The sequence below is a fragment of the Dyella solisilvae genome (assembly GCF_003351225.1).
Taxonomy (GTDB): Bacteria; Pseudomonadota; Gammaproteobacteria; order Xanthomonadales; family Rhodanobacteraceae; genus Dyella; species Dyella solisilvae.
The window spans coordinates 200,460-218,511 of record NZ_QQSY01000001.1; the positions used below are offsets into that span (position 1 = coordinate 200,460).

Below are 18,052 nucleotides of genomic sequence, written 5' to 3' on the forward strand. Positions count from 1 at the left end.
AAAGTCACTGGATCCCAGCTTGCGCTGGGATCCAGTGACTTCACCCTCCAAGGCAAAGAACAGAAATTACGCGCCATCCACAGCCCGCTCATGCGAACCACCCGTGCAACATCCAGGCGCCCTGCTCGCCCGGCGCGCAATACATCCACGCGCACTGGCCCTGTGCGGTGCGCACCACGTAGTAGTCGCGGCGCAGGTCGCCGCCATCCCACCAGCCGGTCTCGATGCGCTCGGGGCCAGCCAGAATTTCGGGCGGCGGGCCGCGCCAGGGGTGTGGCGCATCGAGCAGCCACGTCGGGCGCGGCAGCGTGATCGTCCGTGCCGACGACACACCGGGTGCGCAGGTCTGCGCGCGTTCGGGACGCGGATCCACGGTGCGTCGCAGGTGCTGGATCGACGCCTCGCCCAGTCGCGCACGCAGGCGTTCGCGCAGTTGCTCCAGCGGCACGGCATGGGTGGGACGCATATCGAACAGGTCGCGCCCGGCCGGCACGAACGGCGGCAACTCGCGCGCCAGCAACTGCATCGCCACCACCGGTTGCGTCAGCGCCAGCCGCTCCAGGCGGCCACGCGCACAGTCGAACAGCAGCGTAGCGTCACGCCCGGCGGTGAGCATGCCGACCGTCACCACAGTCGGCGGGCCACTGCGATGCTCCAGCGCCAGCTCGAAGCGCTGCACGCCGCCGTCGCGACCGGCCAGGTAGGCAGCAAGGTCGCCGGTGAGGCGGCGCAAGGGGAACACCAGCGCCTCGACGTGCTCGATCTCGTGCGTCCATTCCATGCGCTGCTCGAACGTGTCGGGCGGCCGGTAGCTTTCCATCGGCGTGGGTTCGTCGCCGCTGAGGCGATCCAGCTGCGCCACCAGCTCGCCGCCGAAGCGGCGCTGCAGCGACGCGCGCGGCAACGCCATCAGCTGCCCCAGCGTGCGCACGCCCATCGACGGCAGCGCCTGCGCCGCCTCCGGCGGCAGCCGCGCATGGGCAATGGCGATGGGCGACAGCGCCTGCCGCAGGATGTCCGGCGACATCACCGCCATGCCGTCGTGCACGCCGGCCAGCACATAGGCGGCATGCGGCGTCGGCGCCAGCGCGACGCGATGGCGGAAGCCCAGCTCTTTCAGGTCGTCGCGCAGCAAGGATTCAAAACGCGGCCACGGCCCGAACAGGTTGAGGCTGCGGCTGACCTCCAGCACCACCGCATGGGCGAACAGGCCCACCTCGGCGCTGTAGCGATACGCCCAGGCCGCCAGCAGGCGATGCCAGCGCGCCTCGTCGTCCGGATCGTGCTCGACCATCGCGAACTGGCTGAGCAAGGCCTGCGCCGCCGCCAGCCGTTGCCCGCGATAGAGGCCCGCCGCGCGTGCCGGCGGATTGGCCGCATGCACCACGCGCGCCTGCGCCGGGCCACTGACCAGCACCAATGGCTCGTCCGAGGGCGGCCGCCGCCGGAGGACACCGTCCAGCGCCAGTTGCGGCAGCAATACGCAAGCCCACAGCATGCGGCGCGCTCCTCACGACCAGCCTGAGGCAAGCGGCACGGCGCCGACCGGCGGATTGCCGCCACGGCATTTGCGCACGCGCACCTGCCAGCCGGGCGTGCTTTCCAGTTCGAGCCGCAAGGCGGCTGGCGACGCCTGCACGGCATGACGGCGATCGCGGAACACGAAGGCCAGCGCCTTGCCGGTATCGGCCGCCACCTGCAGGCGGCGTAGCGCACGATCGTCGGCCTGTACCGGCCACGCCAGCACCGCCGCGCAACTGCCCGATCGCAGGCATTGCTCGGCCGCCCACAGCACGTCACGTTCGCCGGCCTGCACGATATCCACCTGCGCCATCGCCACGCCGCGTGCTTCCCAGCCGGCCACACAAGGCAGGTAGGGCGGCGCGATCACCACCACGCTGCGCGCGGCGCGGGTCAGCCGGGCCAGCGTGGGCAGCAGCAGTTGCAGCTCACCGACACCGTCGGCGGGCAACAGGATTTCGGTCAGCGCATGCTCGGGCCAGCCACCCGCCGGCAGGATGGCGTCGAGGTCGGGCCAGCCGGTGGGCTGGCTGCTGTCGGGCGCTGGCGTGGCGCGGCCGTGCCAGACCTGGCGGGCGTGAAGCAAGCTATCGAGCGCAACGACCTGACCCATGGCGCGCCACCCTCAGCGCAGGGTGCGCAGGCAGCGCGTAACCACGCCCCAGATCGACAGGGTTTCGCCGTCACGAAAAACAATGGGCTTGAAGTGCGCGTTCTCCGGCAACAGGGCGATATGCCCATCCACCTTGCCCAGCCGCTTGATGGTCAGCTCGTTGTTGACCACCGCCACCACGATGTCGCCCTGGCGCGGCGCCAGCGCACGGTCCACCAGCACTTCGTCGCCATCGAAGATGCCCGCGCCGATCATCGACCAGCCCGACACGCGGATGATGAAGGTGCTCGGCTCATGCCCGGGCAGCACCAGGTGCTGGTTGAGGTCGACCACCTCGTCGACATCGTCGCCAGCCATCGATGGCACGCCGGCCGGCACGCGGCTGAGGAAGGCGGTGAGCGCGACCGTCGAGGGCATCAGCGACACCGGTCGCGGCGCCTCCAGTGACGCCTTGCTGCGGTAGGCCTCCAGATAAGCCAGCACCGCCGGCGCCTGGCTTTCAGGCACACGGATGCGCAGGCTGGGTTCGCCGGCGGGACGGCCGGCGCCCGGACGACTTCCACCGTGATCGGAAGGAGGCATGAGCAGCAACTTGATTACCGGGACGGCAATCAAGATACCACCATCAACATCTCACGGGTTGAGATATCTGACGTTTTTGCAGGCCGCAACCGACTGCCCCATCCGGCGCTGCCCCATCGCAAAACCACCTTTCCCATACATGGCCCCATCCACACTCCACCCGCGCAATCACTGCGGAATGAGACGACGGAACGGACCAGCCAGCCGCCATCGCCAGTCGATGCGCAGCGATCGAGGACGATCGGGACTATGAGGACAGGCCCTGGGCGCCAGTCACCGACATGCCGGGCGTCGAGGCGGTTCCTGCCGACCCTGGCCTGCGTCATGCTGGCCGGCTGCGTCACTCCGCAGTCCCGGCCCGACGCCCAATCGCCTTCGCCGACGCAGGACACCACGCCTACGGCAAGCCCGCCGTCGGCCGACAGCGGCGCGGCGGCCGATGCCTTGCGCCGCCTGTCGCTGTTCCGCCCACTCGAGGGTGGCATCAACACGCCGCTGACCCATATCCAGATCCACGGCTACGTGATGGTCGACGCTGCCGCCTACTCAAGCAGGGGGCTGGGCGACACCCAGTTCAGCCTGCGCCGCGCCGACATCAACTTCCAGCGCCAGCTGTGGCGCGACTGGCTGTTCTACGCCGACACGCAACTGGTCGATGGCCGCCTCGAACTCAAGGACATCTACCTCCGCAAGCAGACCCCGTACTTCGGCGTGGTGACCATCGGCAACCAGCAGGAGCCGTTCGGGCTGGAGCAGTACGGCAGCTTCAGGAACACCACGTTCCTCGAACGCGCAACCACCAGCGCCCTGGCGCCCAGCCGAAGCATCGGCATCACCTCCAGCGATTTCCACGGTCCGTGGATCTGGAGCTACGGCTTCTTTACCGCGGGCGGCAAGGACGAGGGACGCCAGCAGCGCGGCTTGGCGCTGACCGGCCGCCTGGCCTACATGCTGCAAACGGAGCGCGGCCCGTATCACCTGGCCATCAACTACTCGACCCGGCGCTACGGCCCCGATAACGACCAGCGCTTCGATTCCGCGCCGGAAGTGGCGCTCAATTCCGGCGACCATTTCCTCGACACCGGCAACATCACCGGCTCCAACCGCGTGCAGCGCTACGGCCTGGAGGCAGCCCACGTCAGCGGGCCGTTCTCCTGGCAGTCGGAGTACATGGAAGCGCACCTTCAGCGTGACAACGGCCTGCCGACGCTGCGCTTCCAGGGCTGGTATGCCTTCGCCAGCTGGATGCTTACCGGGGAGAGCCGCAACTACCGCGAAAGCAACGCCACGTTCGGCCAGGTCGTGCCCCAGGTTGCCTGGAATGGCCATGGCGGCGGCGCCCTGGAACTGGCCGTGCGACTCAGCCGCACCAATCTCAACGACCACGACGTCCGCGGCGGCCAGGAGACCAACCTCACGCTCGGCGTGAACTGGTACCTGGACAAGTCGCTGCGCCTCTCGGCCAACGTGGTGCACGCCGTCGACCTGAGCAAGCCCGGCAATCCCTACGACGGCAAGCATCCCTCGGCCCTGGTAGGCCGCCTGCAATACCAGTTCTGAGCCGGCCGGTGGGCGATAACTGGTTGACAGCCCACGCTTCGCAAATAAGAATTGTTCTCACCAAAAAGATATCCGGTCCGACTCCCGTCGGCCGGCAAGGAAGACCCGACGTGTCCTCGCTCATCGCGCTGCTGCCGATCCTGGCAGGCGCCACCCTGGTTTACCTGACCAGCACCCAACAGCGACTGCGTCTCGCGCCGCTGCCGGCCGCGGCCCGTGCGGCGGGCTGGCTGCTCATCGCCATGGGCACCCTGTACTGGTGGCGCATGGCGGGCGCAGGCGCGGGCATCGCAGGCGCCTTGAGTGCACTCATGCTCGCGTGGGTGGCGCTGCCTTACCTGGCCTGGTGGCGGGCTCCCGCCACGGATGCGTCCGAACGATGATCGCCCGTTGCCTGGCCGGCGCCCTGCTCGGCTTTCCGCTCGCCGCCGCCCTGCTGGCGCTGGCGCTGTACTGGCTCCCGAACCACGGCCAAGCCCTGCTGGTCCCAGCGCTGATCCTGTTCTTTCCGTTGTGGACGGCGCTGATGGCCGGCGCCTACCAGTTTCGCAGCGGACGTCGCGCGTGGCTGTTGTTGGGCCTGGCCAATGCCGTCGCGTTCCTCGCCCTGTGGGCGGGCCGGCAGCCGGGGCCCTAGACCATGAAGGCCGCCACCATCCGCACCTACCAGACGGTGCACACGTGGACGGGGCTGCTCGCCGGCTTCGCGCTGTTCGTTGCGTTCTACGCGGGAGCACTGACGGTGTTCCACGACGACATCGCCACCTGGCAAAACCCGCCCTGGCGCAGCGCCACCGATGCCGGCGTGCCGACCGACCAGTTGATCGAACGACTACTCACCGCCCACCCGGCGGCGCGTGCAGATTTCGGCATCGTCCTGCCCACCGACGACGCCCATGCCGCCTACGCCTATTGGCAGGATGGGAGCGACACGCGCTTCGCCACCGCGAGCCAGATGGGCGCGCCGCGCAGCGACGCGGCGGAGAACGAGCTGGCCGATTTCATCTACGCCCTGCACGACTCGCTCGGCCTGCCCGTGGTCGGCCTCTACCTGATGGGCATCGTCAGCGTGCTGTACGGTCTGGCCCTGGTTTCGGGCGTCCTCATTCACCTGCCGCAGCTGCTGGGCAACCTCTTCGCCATGCGCGTGGGGCGCAATCTGAAGCGCCTGTGGCAGGATGCGCACAACGCCATCGGCGTGATCAGCCTGCCCTTCCACGTGATCTTCGCCGTGACCGGCGCGCTGTTCTGCCTGCTCACCATCACGCTCGCCGCGCTCAACACGGTCGCCTTCGACGGCAAGCTGTTCGACGCCTTCGCGAGGGCCACCCAGACCACGCCGGCGGTCACGGCCAGCGGCGTGCCGGCAGCCATGCTGCCCACCCACACGCTGATCGAACGGGCGCGTACGGAAGCACTGGCCAGTGGCGTCACCAGCTTTGATCCTGATTACCTGCACTTCGTCCACTATGGCGATCGCAACGCCGTAGCCGAGGTGCGCGGACGCTCACTACACACGCTCGGCACGTACGGCACGGTCGCGCTGTCCGCCCACGATGGCCGCGTGCTGGCCAACTACGTCGGCGATCGCCTCAGCCTCAACGGGATCAGCTATGCGGCGCTGTTCGGCCTGCATTTCGGCAGTTTCGGCGGGCGCACCGTGCAGTGGCTCTATTTTGTCCTGGGCCTGGCCGGCGCCTTCCTGTTCTACTCCGGCAACCTGTTGTGGATCGAATCGAGGCGCAAACGCCGCCATGCCGACCAGCCGCGCCGCACGCAGGTGATGGCGCGCGCCACCGTCGGCGTGTTCATCGGCGCCTGCCTGGGGATCTCCGGCGCGTTTGCGGCGACCTGGATCGCGACGCGCAACGGCGTGGACGCGGGACTGCCGCAACGCGTTGCCTGTTACGGCCTGTTCCTGGCCGCCTGCGCCTACGCGTGCGTCCGGCCGATCGCACGCGCAGCGGTGGAACTGCTATGGATGACCGCGACGCTGACCGGTCTGGTGGCCCTGGTCGATCTCGCCGGTAGCGCTTCGTCGATGCTGCAGGACACCGGCCCCCTGGCGTGGCGCGCACTCGGCGTCGACCTCACCGGCATCGCACTCGCGATGGGCTTTGCCTGCCTGGCTCGCGCCACCGCACGCCGCGCCCGCAGCGGCGACGTCAACAGTTTGTGGGCGTACCCGCCAACGCCCGAGGCTTCTGCCGAATCGGAGCAAACTCAATAGGCCATGCGGGCCGAATGGACCCGGGCCGCAACCGGCGCCTCGCTCATCAGGGCGATCTCATCCCAGATGGCATCCTCTTCGCCATCGGAAATCAGCTCGTAGGCCGTGCGTCCCCCGAACGCGTTCTGATGCCGGCACATCCAGCGCACGGCGCGCTGGCGATCACCCAGGCTCTGCACCAGCATGGCGGCCAGCGTGGCGTGCCGCTCCTCGAGTACGCTGAAGGCACGCTCCATCACCCCATCCCGCTGAGCGTTGATCTGGGCTAGCTCGGTGGCGACGTCCTGAAATTTGATGGTCATCTTGCGCATACGCTCACTCCCTCTCCCCCCCCACGCCGTCCGCTCACTGGATCCGAAGCACGCCCCTGTCGGCAGGGCCGCGCCCGGACCGCCACCTCTCCTCCATGAGCGTTCTGACTGCCTGCTACGACGAAACCCATGACGGCTTCGCGCGCTTGGATCATGCGCAAGCAAATGCTGAATTGGCGTGAAAACGGAGGGCGTATTGCCTAAGACTTTTGGATGGGATGCCAAGGCCGAAATAGGCCGTCGCGACGGTTGTTCTGCCTGAGGTAACCGACCCACGCGGCGAACGGATCTCGCCCCGCCCATCGCCGCCCAACCACGTCACCGATGACGAAATTTCATCGTGTGAACCGGCTTCACCCATCGACCGGCCCACGACGGCGCCGCGTCAGCGAGCCTGGGGGATCGTCACAGCAGACCCTCGATCGGCAACAGGCCGCCCACGCTGACCCGGAACCGGCGCCACCCGCTTGTTCCGGGGGCATGGTCGAAACGAACCATCTCGCCGTTCGGCTCGCGCCCCTCCCAGTACACACGCCCATCCGGCGCCAGCAGCACCTGATAGCTGTCGATGGGCTCGGTGATGTCGGCGAAGATCACCAGCAGTTCCTTCGCCAACACCGATGAGTCGATGATCACACCATCTTCGGTGTTGTAATCGCGCGAGCGCGGATCGAGGTTCATCGAGCCGACAAAGGCGTGCGTCGCATCCACCACAATGGCCTTGGCGTGCAGGCTGCTGCTTCCCGACGACGAGCCGAAGATGTGGCTGCCTCCCCCCTTGGTGCGCGTGGCTTCAGGCTTGAGCTCATAGAGCCGGACGCCGGCCTGCAGCATCGGCACGCGATAGGAGGCATAGGCGGCATACACGTCGCCCGCGTCGGTCGAGGCGAGCGAATTGGTGAGCACTTCCACGTCGACGCCGCGGCCGCGCATGCCCTTCAGGTAGGCCACCCCACTGTTGCCCGGCACGAAGTACGGCGAGATAAGCACGAGCTGATGTTGCGCGCCGTCCAGCCAGGCATGGATCGCTGGCGCCATGTGCAGGTCCTTGCTGTTGGCGGCCGGGTTCGCCTTGTCCGGATCGTCGGCCAGGAAAGTGGCCGCCCCCCAGGCCCATTCGCCAGCGGGCGCCTCGTGAACCAGATCGCCCGCACGGGTCACCAGGTTCTGCGCATAACTGGTCTGGCTGAACTGGCGTGCATTGGCATACATCGACTTGCGCAGCTGGTCCAGCTGGGCTGGCGAAGTCTGGTGGAGATGGAAGGCCCCGATCGGATACGACTGCGTGCTGTTCCAGTAGCGGTCGAAGGTCTGCCCCATCTCAGCCACCACAGGACCCACCGCGAGCACGTCCAGATCGCGGAAGTTGACGTTGCTGTTCGCGTTGAAGTACTCGTCACCGATGTTGCGTCCGCCCACCACCGCCATCGCGCCGTCGGCGATGAAGGCCTTGTTGTGCATGCGCCGGTTCAGCCGCGAGAAGTCGCCGGCGAACTGCTTACCCATGCCCCACATCGACGAGTTGCGCTCGAGGAACGGATTGAACAACCGGATCTCGATGTTGCGGTGGCCATCGAGGATGCGCAGCACGTCGTCGTTGCCCGCCACGTGCAGGTCGTCCAGCAACAGGCGCACGCGCACGCCGCGATCGGCCGCCGCCAACAACCGCTGCGCCAGCAGTTCGCCGGTCGCATCGCTGTGGAACATGTAGTACTGCAGGTCCAGCGAATGGACGGCGCGGTTGGCCAGCGCGATGCGCACCAGCAGGGCGTCGTTGGCGTCGCTGATAAGGCGCAGACCCGATTCGGAGCCGTGCTTGGCGGTCAGCCGGCCCGCATAGGCCACCAGTGGCGCATCCGCCTGCACCGGGAGCACGGTGCTGGCCACCCGTGGATAGTCGGGGCGGAAGTCCGAGTGGGTGCAAGCGGCCAGCGCCAGCAGCCAGATGCAGGCAAGGTGACGCAGCGGTGCACGTGTCATGCTCCCCTCCTTGGCGCCCACTCTAATGGAGGCGCGCAAGGCATGCGCGTAGCCGCCGTGAAGCGGTCACGCGGGGGATCAACGGCCGAAGGTGATTTCCTTGCCTTCGTGGTCGCGGTCCCAACCGCGCAGCTCGTCACGGATGTGCGCCACGCGCTGGCGACCGAGCGCATTGCGCTCCTCGTCCAGCACCTGCCCGTCGAGCAGCTCCGCCAGGCGCTGGGCCGTGGGCAGCATGGTGTCCCACGCATCGAGCGCGGGGATCGGCGCCGGCAGGGTCATGAAGAAGCTCAAGCCCGGCGTGTGCAGCGCGTCGAGCCGGGTCAGGTCGAAGTTGCCCGGCTTGACCATGTTGGCCACGCTGAAGATGGGGCCCAGATCGCGCTTGCCGTCGACCAGGCGGTGGTAAATGCCCATGTCGCCATATTCGAGACCCGCCTTCTCCGCCGCCACGATCAGGTCCGCGCCATTGAAGACGCTGCCTTCACGGGCGACCACGAACAGCGTGACGATGCGCTCGACCGCCATGCGCTCCGGGCGACGACCGACCTCCGAAGTCGGCGGCACGCGCGGCGCCGCCGGCGCCGGCGATGGCGCGGGAGCGGCTACCGGCGCCGCCGGCGCGGGTTCGACCGGCCGCGACGACACCGGATCGACGCCTGCGCCATGAGCGAGGCTGTGCTCGAATTGCTCCGGCGGCGCGCGCAGCGCATCGACGATGGATGCCGCAATGCCCTGCGGCTTGGCGGTCACCGCATCCGAGCGGTCCTTGCCGGCCAGCGTAGCGCCCAGTCGCTCCAGTTCTTCGCGCAGGCCCATGTCGAGCTCGCCCTGCTGCGGCAGATGCGGCTCCTCCAGCGGATCGAGCCGGAAGTCGTCGCGCGCACTGAATGACGGTTCGTCGATCACCTCGCCATCGCCGTCGCCGCCGAAGGTCGGCTCGCGCCGCTCGCCGGTTGCGCCCGGCGCCACCCTACGCCGCCCCTGCTCTTTCTTTGGCTGGCCGAACAACCAGATCAGGGCAAGCACGATCAGGCCAACGATCAGCATCGGAATGCCCACGGCGGGATTCCAGGCAAAGGCGAGTACGGGTTGTAGGGTCATGTCGAAAATCCTCAAGCTGCTCCCGCAAGTTTAGCGGCTTCGGCCAGATCCACCTGCACCAGTCGCGATACGCCAGCCTCGCGCATGGTCACGCCGCACAGCTGTGTGGCGGCTTCCATGGTGGCCTTGTTGTGGCTGACGAAGATGAACTGCACCTTCTCGCTCATCTCCTTCACCATGTTGGAGAAGCGGCCCACGTTGGCCTCGTCGAGCGGCGCGTCCACCTCGTCCAGCAGGCAGAACGGCGCGGGATTGAGGCCGAAGATGGCGAACACCAGCGACACGGCGGTGAGCGCCTTCTCACCACCGGAAAGCAGGGTAATGTTGGACACGCGCTTGCCGGGCGGGCGCGCCATGATGGCCACGCCGGTGTCGAGCAGGTCGTCGCCGGTGAGTTCCAGATAGGCATGGCCACCACCGAACAGGCGCGGGAACAACTCCTGCACGCCGGCGTTGACGCGATCGAAGGTCTCCTTGAAGCGCTGGCGCGTTTCGCGGTCGATCTTCTTGATCGCCGCCTCCAGCGTTTCCATCGCGCTGACGAGGTCGGCGAGCTGATTGTCCAGATAAGTCTTGCGCTCGCTCTGCTCGGCATGCTCCTGGATGGCCGCGAGGTTGACCGGCTCCAGGCGGACGATCTTCTGGCCGATGTCGGTGAGCTGGGTGCGCCACTGGCTGGCGTCGGCATCCTGGGCCAGCTCGGCCAGCAGCTGCTCCAACTCCAGACCGGAAGCCGCGATCGCCTCGGCCAACTGCTCGGCGCGTAGCTGCAGCGCCTGGGCGGCCAGGCGCTTCTGCGAAAGGTTTTCGCGCAGGACGTTGAGACCCTGCTCGATGCGCTGGCGCTCCTGCTCCAGGCGGCGGAACTCGGCGTCGCAATCCTCGACCGCGCGACGCGCGTCGACCAGTTGCCGGTCCACCAGCAGGCGCTGGTCGAGGTAGGTCTGGCGCTCGGCTTCCAGCTCGGCAATCGGATCGGAGCCAGCGGCGAGCTGTTCGGCAATCTCGCTGCGGCGAGCCTCGATCTGGCGCAGCTGGGTTTCCATGCGGGCCAGCGCCTGCTCCAGCGAGGTGAGCGAGGAGCGCTTCGACTCCATCGACAGCGCCAGTGCATGCGACTGGTCCGCCGCCTCACGCGCATTCATGCGCGCTTCCTCGCGCGCCTCGAGCAGCGCGCGGCGCTCGTTCTCCAGCTCGCGACGTTCGTCCTCCAGGTCGCCCATGTGGCCGACCGACTCGTCCAGCCGGGCGCGCGCCTCGCGCGTCTGCGTCTGCAACTCATCCAACTGGTTGACCAGGTCGTTGAGTTCACCAGCGACCTTCTCGGCGCGGGCACGCGCGGTTTCCATCTTGCCGCGGTGGCTCTGCAGCTGACCGGCCAGCTCGGACTGTCGGCGGTGCGCGTTGTACAGCTCGCGCTGCGCGTCGTCGCGGGAGCGCTCGGCCTCGAACTTGCGCGTGCGCAGGTCATCGAGCGTGTTGGTGGCCTCCTCGATGCGCTCTTCCAGCGCGAGGATCTGCTCGGCCAGCGTGCGCATGTCGCGCTCGCGGGCCAGCACGCCCACCTGGTTGCCCTGGGCGCGGCGCACGCGCGCCCAGCCCGGTCCCAGCCACTCGCCGTCGCGCGTCATCACCGACTGGTACGGCGCCAGCGCCGAGAGGCCCGCCACGATCTGGTGGGCGTGCTCGATCGAATCGGCGGTCAACACATGCCCGAGAATGGAGATTGCAGCCGCCGGGCCACGCACATGCGCGGCCAGCGTGCCGGCCGTGTTGACGCCACCTTCGATGGCATCGAGCAGGGCGACATCCGCGTTCTGCAGGGTGCCGAATTCGGCGGCCAGCCCGTGCGATTCGTCGACCATCACCGCGTCGAGGAAACCCGCCAGCGCGGTCTCGACCGCGGTTTCCCAGCCGGCCTCCACCTGCAGCGACTCACCGAGGCGGCGCGACTTGTCCAGGCCCAGGCGAGCCAGCCAGCCGCTTGCCGCGCTTTCCTCCTGGCCCAGCGCCGCGTGCTGCAGCGCTTCCAGCGAGGCCTGGCGGCCACGCGCGGTCTGCAGCTGCTGGCGCGCCTCGTTGAGCGAGGACTGCACCTGGCGTTCTTCGTCGAGCACTTTTTCGTAGGCCGACTTGTGCTGATCGAGCAGGACGCCCAGCGACTCCACGCGTTCGCGCTGGGTGTCATGCTCGACGTGCAACTGCTCGGCGGCCGCATCGAGCGCCGCCACGTCGGTGGCCTTCTGCTCGGCTTCCAGCGTCTCGCGGCGGCGCGACAAGTCCACCGTCTGGCGGTCGAGGTAGTTGAGCTTGGTGCGCTCCACCTCGGCGGCACGACTGGATTCGCCCGCGGTACGCGTATGCGCGTCCCAACGCTGCTGCCAGTCGGCCAGCTTGGTCTCGGTGTCACGAACCGCCTCGGCGGTGTCGTCCTGCATCTGCTGCAGGGCCTCGAGCTTGGGCTCGCCCTCGGCCAGCGCCATGCGCAGGGTTTCCACCTGCGTGCGGTCGTTGGCGATGTGCTCGGCCAACTCGGCATGTTCGCGCTCGGTGTCGCCCTGGGCGCGCAGCAGGCGCTCGGCCGTCTCGCGGTTGAAGCGCACCTGCTGCTCGACGCGGGCGATCTCGGCGCCGACCTTGTAGACCTCGGCCTGCACGCCATTGAGATGCTCGGTGGCGCCGATGTGGCGCTCGCGCACGCTTTCCAGCTGCGCCTCGACATGGCGCTGCCCCGCCAGTTGCTTCTCGATCTCGATCTCGGCGGCCGTCAGGCCCGAGCCTTCACGGTCGTGCTGACCCTTCAGCCCGCGGTACTCGAGCGCACGCAATTCGGCTTCCTTGCGCGTCTGCTCTTCCTTCAGCGCCTTCCAGCGCTCGGCGGCGCGGGCCTGGCGGTTGAGGTGCTCGAGCTGCTTGTCCACCTCGTCGCGCACGTCTCGCACGCGGTCGAGGTTCTCGCGGGTGGACTTGATGCGGCTCTCGGTCTCCTTGCGGCGCTCCTTGTACTTGGAGATGCCGGCCGCCTCTTCCAGGTGCGTGCGCAGCTCATCGGGCGCGGCCTCGACGATCTGGCTGATCATGCCCTGCTCGATGATCGAGTAGCTGCGCGGCCCCAGGCCGGTGCCCAGGAACAGATCCGTGATGTCACGGCGACGGCAGCGGGCGCCGTTGAGGAAATACGCCGACTGACCGTCACGGGTCACCTGCCGCTTCACCGAAATCTCGGCGTATTGCCCGTACTCGCCCTGGATGGTGCCGTCGGCGTTGTCGAAGATCAGCTCCACCGTAGCCTGACCCACCGGCTTGCGCGCGTTGGAGCCGGAGAAGATCACATCGGTGAGCGAGTCACCGCGCAGGCGGCTCGCCGCGCTTTCGCCCATCACCCAGCGGATGGCGTCGATGATGTTGGACTTGCCGCAACCATTGGGCCCGACCACACCGGTCATGTTGGTCGGCAGGTGCAGAGTGGTCGGGTCCACGAAGGACTTGAAGCCGGCGAGTTTGATCGTGGTCAGGCGCATGGGAGGTAAATACTTGAAAGTGGTGGCGAAAGCTAGCTTTTCCGGAACGTGATCTCGACCTCAGACGACGACATCTGGTCCGGAGATCAGGGCGCCCGGCCTGTATTTGCCGAAAGACCGACGATCCTGCCGTCAGGCGCCACCCTGTAGGCCGCATCAGGCGCGTCGAAGCGGGCATCCGGCCTGTAAAGCGGCAGCAAGGTCCGGGTGTCCTTGACGAGCTGCAGCAAGGACATGCACTTGGGCACGTCGCTATTCACAAAGGACGGCCGAGACTCGTCGATCGAGCTCAGTCCTGCGCGCAGATTGTGGGCATAGTCATGACTCTGATTCATGAACCACAACATGCTCCATTGCGAATGTCCGGTGGCGTGCAAATTGACGGCATTGATGACGCCATAGGCCGCCACCCCCGCCAACGCAGCAGACCACGCTAACCGACCATTCTTGAATTCAGGGTTTGTCGACAGAACGCAATGCCACCACGCCACGGCGAACAGCGCGACGATGTGCCATTCCTCGTAGAGGAATCGCTCGAAGTGAGCCGTCTGAAAGCCAAGCAACGTGCCACGGCTGGAGAACGCGATGGGCGCAAAGTCAAGAGCCAGCACGAGTGGCAGGCCCAACAGAACGACCCACGTCCGGGGAAACTTCCAGACGCTGAACGAAGCGAAGGCGCCGGCAAGGCAGAGCGCCAACCAGCCACGCGGCCCCAGCCCGCCCAAAGGCAGATCTCGATTGCCTTCACTACTCAGGCCAGTCACGGCCCCCAGCATCTGCTTCAGGAATTCGAGCTCGGTACGACACGACAACAGGAAAAGATGCCAGCGCAACAGCAGTGGCCGCATCGCCCGGAGCTTTTCCAGCTCGGCAGGCTGATTGATGTACTGGGCCAGCACCGCCATTTTCAGGGAACGGATCTGGATCACCTGGTCCGCCAGCCCGGGCTGATTCAGCCGAATGTAGAGAACCACGTACAGGGCGGACACGCACAGCAGGGCCAGCGGCGGCGCTGCCAGCCTCAGTGCATCGCGCCCCCACGGGCGTTCGCGGGTGAGCCAGCCAAATACCAGCATGTGTACGGGGATCAGCACGGCCTTTTCATAGAACGCCATCGCCAGCACGGTGCAGATCGCGGCGATGGCGATATGCGAACGCCCACCTCTCCGCAGCCACGCCAAGTAGTGGAATACCGCGACCATGCCAAGGAAAACATACGGCGCGCGATGCTGCGCGTGCGCCCACCAGATGAGGCCAAAGGCGACCAGGCAAGACACGGCGTAAAGCCCGACGATCACCTGGCCGCCGCGCTCCAGAGCCAGCAGACGGCAGATTCGATTGAGATAGACCAGCGTTCCAACGTGGAACGCCATCAGCACGGCCACGGCTACGCCGAAGTTCATCGGCGCCAGATGGTAGACAAGCCAGGTCAGCAACCGGTGCCCGGGAACGAAGTGGACGTCGGTGGGCGTCAGCAAGAACGGCCACAGAGCCATCCTGCGCATGAGCAGGAAGTTATCCAGATCGTCGTTGTTGAAGTCGCAGTGGCGCAGGATGTAGATGGCGTAATACGCCACAAACAAAGCCACAAGCGACCAAATCGCCCAACCTTCCAGACGGCGCGGATCCGCCGCGCCGGTTGCCAACCCCATATCCCCTCCCCGGATGACGCCTTACCCCTGCTTTGGCACGTCCGCATCGATGGACAATGCATGGACGCCATGCTCCATCAGATCACCCAACGCTGCATAGACCATCCGATGACGCTTGATCGGCAGCTGCCCCGCAAAGGCGGTGCTGACGATGCGCACATGGAAATGCCCTTTGCCCTCGTTGGCATGCCCGACGTGCTTGTAGCCCTCGTCCAGCACTTCCAGGGCCACTGGGTCGAGCGCCTGTTGCAGGCGCTCGCGGATCTGTTCGGCCATCGACGTGCTCATGCGGCCGGCAGCGCCTTGCGGAACGGCTTGATGCTGACGCTGGCGTAGACGCCAGCCGCCACGTACGGATCGTCCTTGGCCCAGGCTTCGGCCTCTGCCTGCGACGGGAACTGCGCCAGGATCAGGCTGCCGGTGAAGCCGGCCGGGCCCGGGTCTTCCGACTCGATGGCCGGGAAGGCGCCCGCCACAAACAGGCGGCCTTCGTCCAGCAGCTTCTGCAGGCGCTCGATATGCGCCGGACGCGCGCCCTTGCGCCTCTCCAGGGAATCAGGGACGTCGGTACCGGTGATGGCAAACCACATGGCGCAGCTCCTGCAGGCAAAGGCGGAAGTTTAGCCGACTATCGCCACGGCGACGTCTCGGCGGGCTTGAAACGCCACCCAACACGCCCATGTCCCAGCCATCACCAGGGGGAGATCGACATGGAACCATGGAATGCATTCGTCGCCGTGATACGCCAGTTGCTCGGCAGCCTGGCGCAAGGGCTGGACCACAGTTACGGCCTGGCCATCATCGCCATGGCGCTGGCGGTCCGCCTGGGCCTGTTGCCCTGGACACTGCGCGCCGCCGAACAGGGGTGGGTCCAACGGCGCAAGATGGAAGCGCTGAAGCCCCAACTGGAGCAATTGGCCAAACGCCACGCCAGCGACCCGGCGGCGCATGCCGCAGCGATGCGCGCGATGTACCGCGAGCATGGCGTGGGCCTGGGCATGGGCGGCGGCCTGCTGACCGCTCTGGTGCAGGCCCCGCTGGGCCTTGGCGTGTACAGCGCCATACGGCAAGGCCTTGCCGGAGCCGGCTCGTTCCTGTGGATTCCCCGCCTGGCCCGGCCCGACCTGTGGCTGGCGCTGCTGGTGGCGGCGTTGAGCTACGCCGCGATCGCACTGAATCCGGCAATGTCGACGCAGGCCAAGACCCTGCTGCAGGTGTTGCCGGTACTGGTGTCCTTCGTGGTGGTCTGGCACGCCGCCGCGGGGCTCGGCCTGTACTGGGCCGCCTCCAGCGGGGTGAATGTGTTGCAGGCGGCGCTGTTACGTCGCCGCCTGCGCCGCCTCGCTCTCTGACCCTCAAAAGAAAAGCCCCGGCAAGGCCGGGGCTTTCGGTGGACGTGGTGCTTACGCTTCCGGTCGCATGTACGGGAACAGCAGCACGTCGCGGATTGACGACGAGTTGGTCAGCAGCATCACCAGACGGTCAATGCCGATGCCCAGGCCGCCGGTCGGAGGCAGGCCCACTTCCAGCGCGCGGATGTAGTCGGCGTCGAAGTGCATCGCCTCGTCGTCGCCGGAGGCCTTGGCCTCCACCTGGGCCTGAAAGCGCGCCGCCTGGTCTTCCGGGTCATTCAACTCGGAGAAGCCGTTGGCAATTTCCTTGCCGTTGACGAAAAGCTCGAAGCGATCGGTGATGCCCTTGTCCGTGTCGCTTTCGCGGGCCAGCGGCGAGACTTCCACCGGATGCTGCGTGATGAAGGTCGGCTGGATCAGGGTGTGCTCCACCGTCTTCTCGAAGATCTCCAGCAGCAGGCGGCCCCAGCCGAAGTCATCCTTCACCTGGCAGCCGAGGCGTTTGGCGTGCGCGGCCATGGCGCCGCGATCACGCAGGTCTTCGCGACGGATTTCCGGATTCAGTTCGAGCACGGCGTCTTCCATGCTCCAGCGACGGAACGCCGGACCGACGTTGATCTCGGTACCTTCCCAACTCAGGGTGGTGGTCCCGATGACGTTCTTCGCCGTCTCGCGGATCACTTCCTCGGTAATGTCCATGATCTCGGTGTACGTGGCGTAGGCCTGGTACAGCTCGAGCATGGTGAACTCGGGGTTGTGTCTGGTCGACACGCCCTCGTTGCGGAAATTGCGGTTGATCTCGTAAACGCGGTCGAAACCGCCAACCACCAGGCGCTTCAGGTACAGCTCCGGCGCCACGCGCAGGTAGAGGTCCATGTCCAGCGCGTTATGGTGCGTGACGAACGGACGCGCCGTCGCGCCGCCCGGGATGACGTGCATCATCGGCGTCTCGACTTCCATGAAGCGGCGCGGCTCGGCCTCCAGCCACTTGCGGATGAAGCCGATGATCTTCGAGCGCTGCGCGAACGTGCGACGCGCTTCCTCGGTGACGATCAGGTCGACGTAGCGCTGGCGGTAGCGCTGCTCCACGTCAGCCATGCCGTGATGCTTGTCCGGCAACGGGCGCAGGCTCTTGGTGAGCAGGCGCAGCGATTCCACCTTCACCGACAGCTCGCCGGTGCGCGTGCGCATCAGGGCGCCTTCGGCGCCCACGATGTCGCCCATGTCCCAGCTCTTGAACGCCTTGTAGGTGTCCTCGCCCACCGTGCCCTGGTGGATGAACAGCTGGATGCGACCGTTGAAATCCTGCATCTGGACGAAGGCGACCTTGCCCTGGTCGCGCTTGAGAATGACGCGGCCAGCCACCTTCACGCGACGGCCCAGCGCCTCGATGGCCTCGGCCGTCCACTTCTCGACATCGGCGAATTCGGCCTGCAGGTCGCCGGCGAACGCGTCCATCTTGAAGTCGTTCGGAAACGCCACGCCCTGCCCGCGCAACGCTTTCAGTTTCTCGCGACGCTCGGCGATCAGCTTGTTCTCGTCGATGGGCTGGATGTCGGTCGTTTCAGTCATGGGGTTTCCGTAGCTGCCGGCGTCCGCACGGTTCTGCGGACGCATGTGTGTTGT

Annotated in this window: 16 protein-coding genes; 5 read left to right on the plus strand and 11 right to left on the minus strand. The window is 66.9% G+C overall.

Annotated elements, in window-relative coordinates; genetic code table 11:
• Positions 1-88: 88 nt before the first annotated feature.
• Genes DVT68_RS00840 through DVT68_RS00850 form a run of 3 tightly spaced genes read right to left on the minus strand, consistent with a single transcriptional unit; the run spans position 89 to position 2,716 of the window.
• Positions 89-1,498 (minus strand): Y-family DNA polymerase, encoded by a 1,410-nt coding sequence (locus DVT68_RS00840; protein WP_114823184.1) that lies wholly within the window; start codon positions 1,496-1,498, stop codon positions 89-91.
• Positions 1,499-1,510: 12 nt separating this feature from the next.
• Positions 1,511-2,134, minus strand: a complete 624-nt coding sequence (imuA, locus tag DVT68_RS00845; RefSeq protein ID WP_114823185.1) for a translesion DNA synthesis-associated protein ImuA — start codon at positions 2,132-2,134, stop codon at positions 1,511-1,513.
• Positions 2,135-2,146: 12 nt separating this feature from the next.
• Complete coding sequence (locus DVT68_RS00850) at positions 2,147-2,716, minus strand: LexA family protein (protein ID WP_233523308.1); 570 nt, start codon at positions 2,714-2,716, stop codon at positions 2,147-2,149.
• Between the two features lie 324 nt (positions 2,717-3,040).
• Between DVT68_RS00850 and DVT68_RS00855 the strand changes: the two genes are divergently transcribed.
• From DVT68_RS00855 to DVT68_RS00870, 4 genes are all read left to right on the plus strand, one after another.
• Entirely contained in the window at positions 3,041-4,276 is a 1,236-nt protein-coding gene (locus DVT68_RS00855; RefSeq protein WP_158543433.1) for an OprO/OprP family phosphate-selective porin, read from the plus strand.
• A 110-nt stretch (positions 4,277-4,386) separates the two neighbouring features.
• Positions 4,387-4,659 (plus strand): hypothetical protein, encoded by a 273-nt coding sequence (locus DVT68_RS00860; RefSeq protein WP_114823187.1) that lies wholly within the window; start codon positions 4,387-4,389, stop codon positions 4,657-4,659.
• Entirely contained in the window at positions 4,656-4,913 is a 258-nt protein-coding gene (locus DVT68_RS00865; protein ID WP_114823188.1) for a hypothetical protein, read from the plus strand. Before DVT68_RS00860 ends, DVT68_RS00865 begins: the two co-directional genes overlap by 4 nt.
• A gap of 3 nt (positions 4,914-4,916) precedes the next feature.
• Positions 4,917-6,506 (plus strand): PepSY-associated TM helix domain-containing protein, encoded by a 1,590-nt coding sequence (locus DVT68_RS00870; RefSeq protein ID WP_114823189.1) that lies wholly within the window; start codon positions 4,917-4,919, stop codon positions 6,504-6,506.
• On the opposite strand, the gene DVT68_RS00875 is transcribed toward DVT68_RS00870, so the two are convergent.
• From DVT68_RS00875 to DVT68_RS00905, 7 genes are all read right to left on the minus strand, one after another.
• Positions 6,500-6,817 (minus strand): antitoxin Xre/MbcA/ParS toxin-binding domain-containing protein, encoded by a 318-nt coding sequence (locus DVT68_RS00875; protein WP_233523309.1) that lies wholly within the window; start codon positions 6,815-6,817, stop codon positions 6,500-6,502. The two genes, DVT68_RS00870 and DVT68_RS00875, sit on opposite strands and share 7 nt — an antisense overlap.
• A gap of 405 nt (positions 6,818-7,222) precedes the next feature.
• Positions 7,223-8,797 (minus strand): phospholipase D family protein, encoded by a 1,575-nt coding sequence (locus DVT68_RS00880; RefSeq protein ID WP_114823190.1) that lies wholly within the window; start codon positions 8,795-8,797, stop codon positions 7,223-7,225.
• Between the two features lie 78 nt (positions 8,798-8,875).
• Positions 8,876-9,901: a cell division protein ZipA gene (zipA, locus tag DVT68_RS00885; protein WP_114823191.1), complete on the minus strand. Its 1,026-nt coding sequence runs from the start codon at positions 9,899-9,901 to the stop codon at positions 8,876-8,878.
• 11 nt (positions 9,902-9,912) lie between these two features.
• Positions 9,913-13,422, minus strand: coding sequence for a chromosome segregation protein SMC (gene smc / locus DVT68_RS00890; protein WP_114823192.1), 3,510 nt, complete (start codon positions 13,420-13,422; stop codon positions 9,913-9,915).
• Positions 13,423-13,508: 86 nt separating this feature from the next.
• Positions 13,509-15,074 carry a hypothetical protein gene (locus DVT68_RS00895; RefSeq protein ID WP_114823193.1) on the minus strand — a complete coding sequence of 522 codons (1,566 nt, stop codon included), beginning with the start codon at positions 15,072-15,074 and terminating at the stop codon, positions 13,509-13,511.
• Between the two features lie 21 nt (positions 15,075-15,095).
• The gene (locus DVT68_RS00900; protein WP_114823194.1) at positions 15,096-15,362 is read right to left on the minus strand and encodes a BolA family protein; all 267 of its coding nucleotides are present in this window, start codon (positions 15,360-15,362) and stop codon (positions 15,096-15,098) included.
• On the minus strand, positions 15,359-15,664 hold the full coding sequence (locus tag DVT68_RS00905; RefSeq protein WP_114823195.1) for a YciI family protein: 306 nt from the start codon (positions 15,662-15,664) through the stop codon (positions 15,359-15,361). The genes DVT68_RS00900 and DVT68_RS00905 overlap by 4 nt, the downstream gene beginning before the upstream one ends.
• A gap of 120 nt (positions 15,665-15,784) precedes the next feature.
• Here DVT68_RS00905 and yidC point away from each other — a divergent pair, with 120 nt between their 5' ends.
• Positions 15,785-16,426, plus strand: coding sequence for a membrane protein insertase YidC (yidC, locus tag DVT68_RS00910; RefSeq protein ID WP_158543434.1), 642 nt, complete (start codon positions 15,785-15,787; stop codon positions 16,424-16,426).
• Positions 16,427-16,477: 51 nt separating this feature from the next.
• Here yidC and lysS read toward each other — a convergent pair whose 3' ends face one another.
• Positions 16,478-17,998: a lysine--tRNA ligase gene (gene lysS / locus DVT68_RS00915; protein WP_114824325.1), complete on the minus strand. Its 1,521-nt coding sequence runs from the start codon at positions 17,996-17,998 to the stop codon at positions 16,478-16,480.
• Positions 17,999-18,052 lie beyond the last annotated feature (54 nt).

Coding starts and splice junctions, on each gene's coding strand:
- DVT68_RS00840 (WP_114823184.1), bottom strand. CDS start 1,498: ATGCTGTGGGCTTGCGTATTGCTGCCGCAACTGGCGCTGGACGGTGTC.
- imuA (WP_114823185.1), bottom strand. CDS start 2,134: ATGGGTCAGGTCGTTGCGCTCGATAGCTTGCTTCACGCCCGCCAGGTC.
- DVT68_RS00850 (WP_233523308.1), bottom strand. CDS start 2,716: ATGCCTCCTTCCGATCACGGTGGAAGTCGTCCGGGCGCCGGCCGTCCC.
- DVT68_RS00855 (WP_158543433.1), top strand. CDS start 3,041: ATGCTGGCCGGCTGCGTCACTCCGCAGTCCCGGCCCGACGCCCAATCG.
- DVT68_RS00865 (WP_114823188.1), top strand. CDS start 4,656: ATGATCGCCCGTTGCCTGGCCGGCGCCCTGCTCGGCTTTCCGCTCGCC.
- DVT68_RS00870 (WP_114823189.1), top strand. CDS start 4,917: ATGAAGGCCGCCACCATCCGCACCTACCAGACGGTGCACACGTGGACG.
- DVT68_RS00875 (WP_233523309.1), bottom strand. CDS start 6,817: ATGCGCAAGATGACCATCAAATTTCAGGACGTCGCCACCGAGCTAGCC.
- DVT68_RS00880 (WP_114823190.1), bottom strand. CDS start 8,797: ATGACACGTGCACCGCTGCGTCACCTTGCCTGCATCTGGCTGCTGGCG.
- zipA (WP_114823191.1), bottom strand. CDS start 9,901: ATGACCCTACAACCCGTACTCGCCTTTGCCTGGAATCCCGCCGTGGGC.
- smc (WP_114823192.1), bottom strand. CDS start 13,422: ATGCGCCTGACCACGATCAAACTCGCCGGCTTCAAGTCCTTCGTGGAC.
- DVT68_RS00895 (WP_114823193.1), bottom strand. CDS start 15,074: ATGGGGTTGGCAACCGGCGCGGCGGATCCGCGCCGTCTGGAAGGTTGG.
- DVT68_RS00900 (WP_114823194.1), bottom strand. CDS start 15,362: ATGAGCACGTCGATGGCCGAACAGATCCGCGAGCGCCTGCAACAGGCG.
- DVT68_RS00905 (WP_114823195.1), bottom strand. CDS start 15,664: ATGTGGTTTGCCATCACCGGTACCGACGTCCCTGATTCCCTGGAGAGG.
- yidC (WP_158543434.1), top strand. CDS start 15,785: ATGGAACCATGGAATGCATTCGTCGCCGTGATACGCCAGTTGCTCGGC.
- lysS (WP_114824325.1), bottom strand. CDS start 17,998: ATGACTGAAACGACCGACATCCAGCCCATCGACGAGAACAAGCTGATC.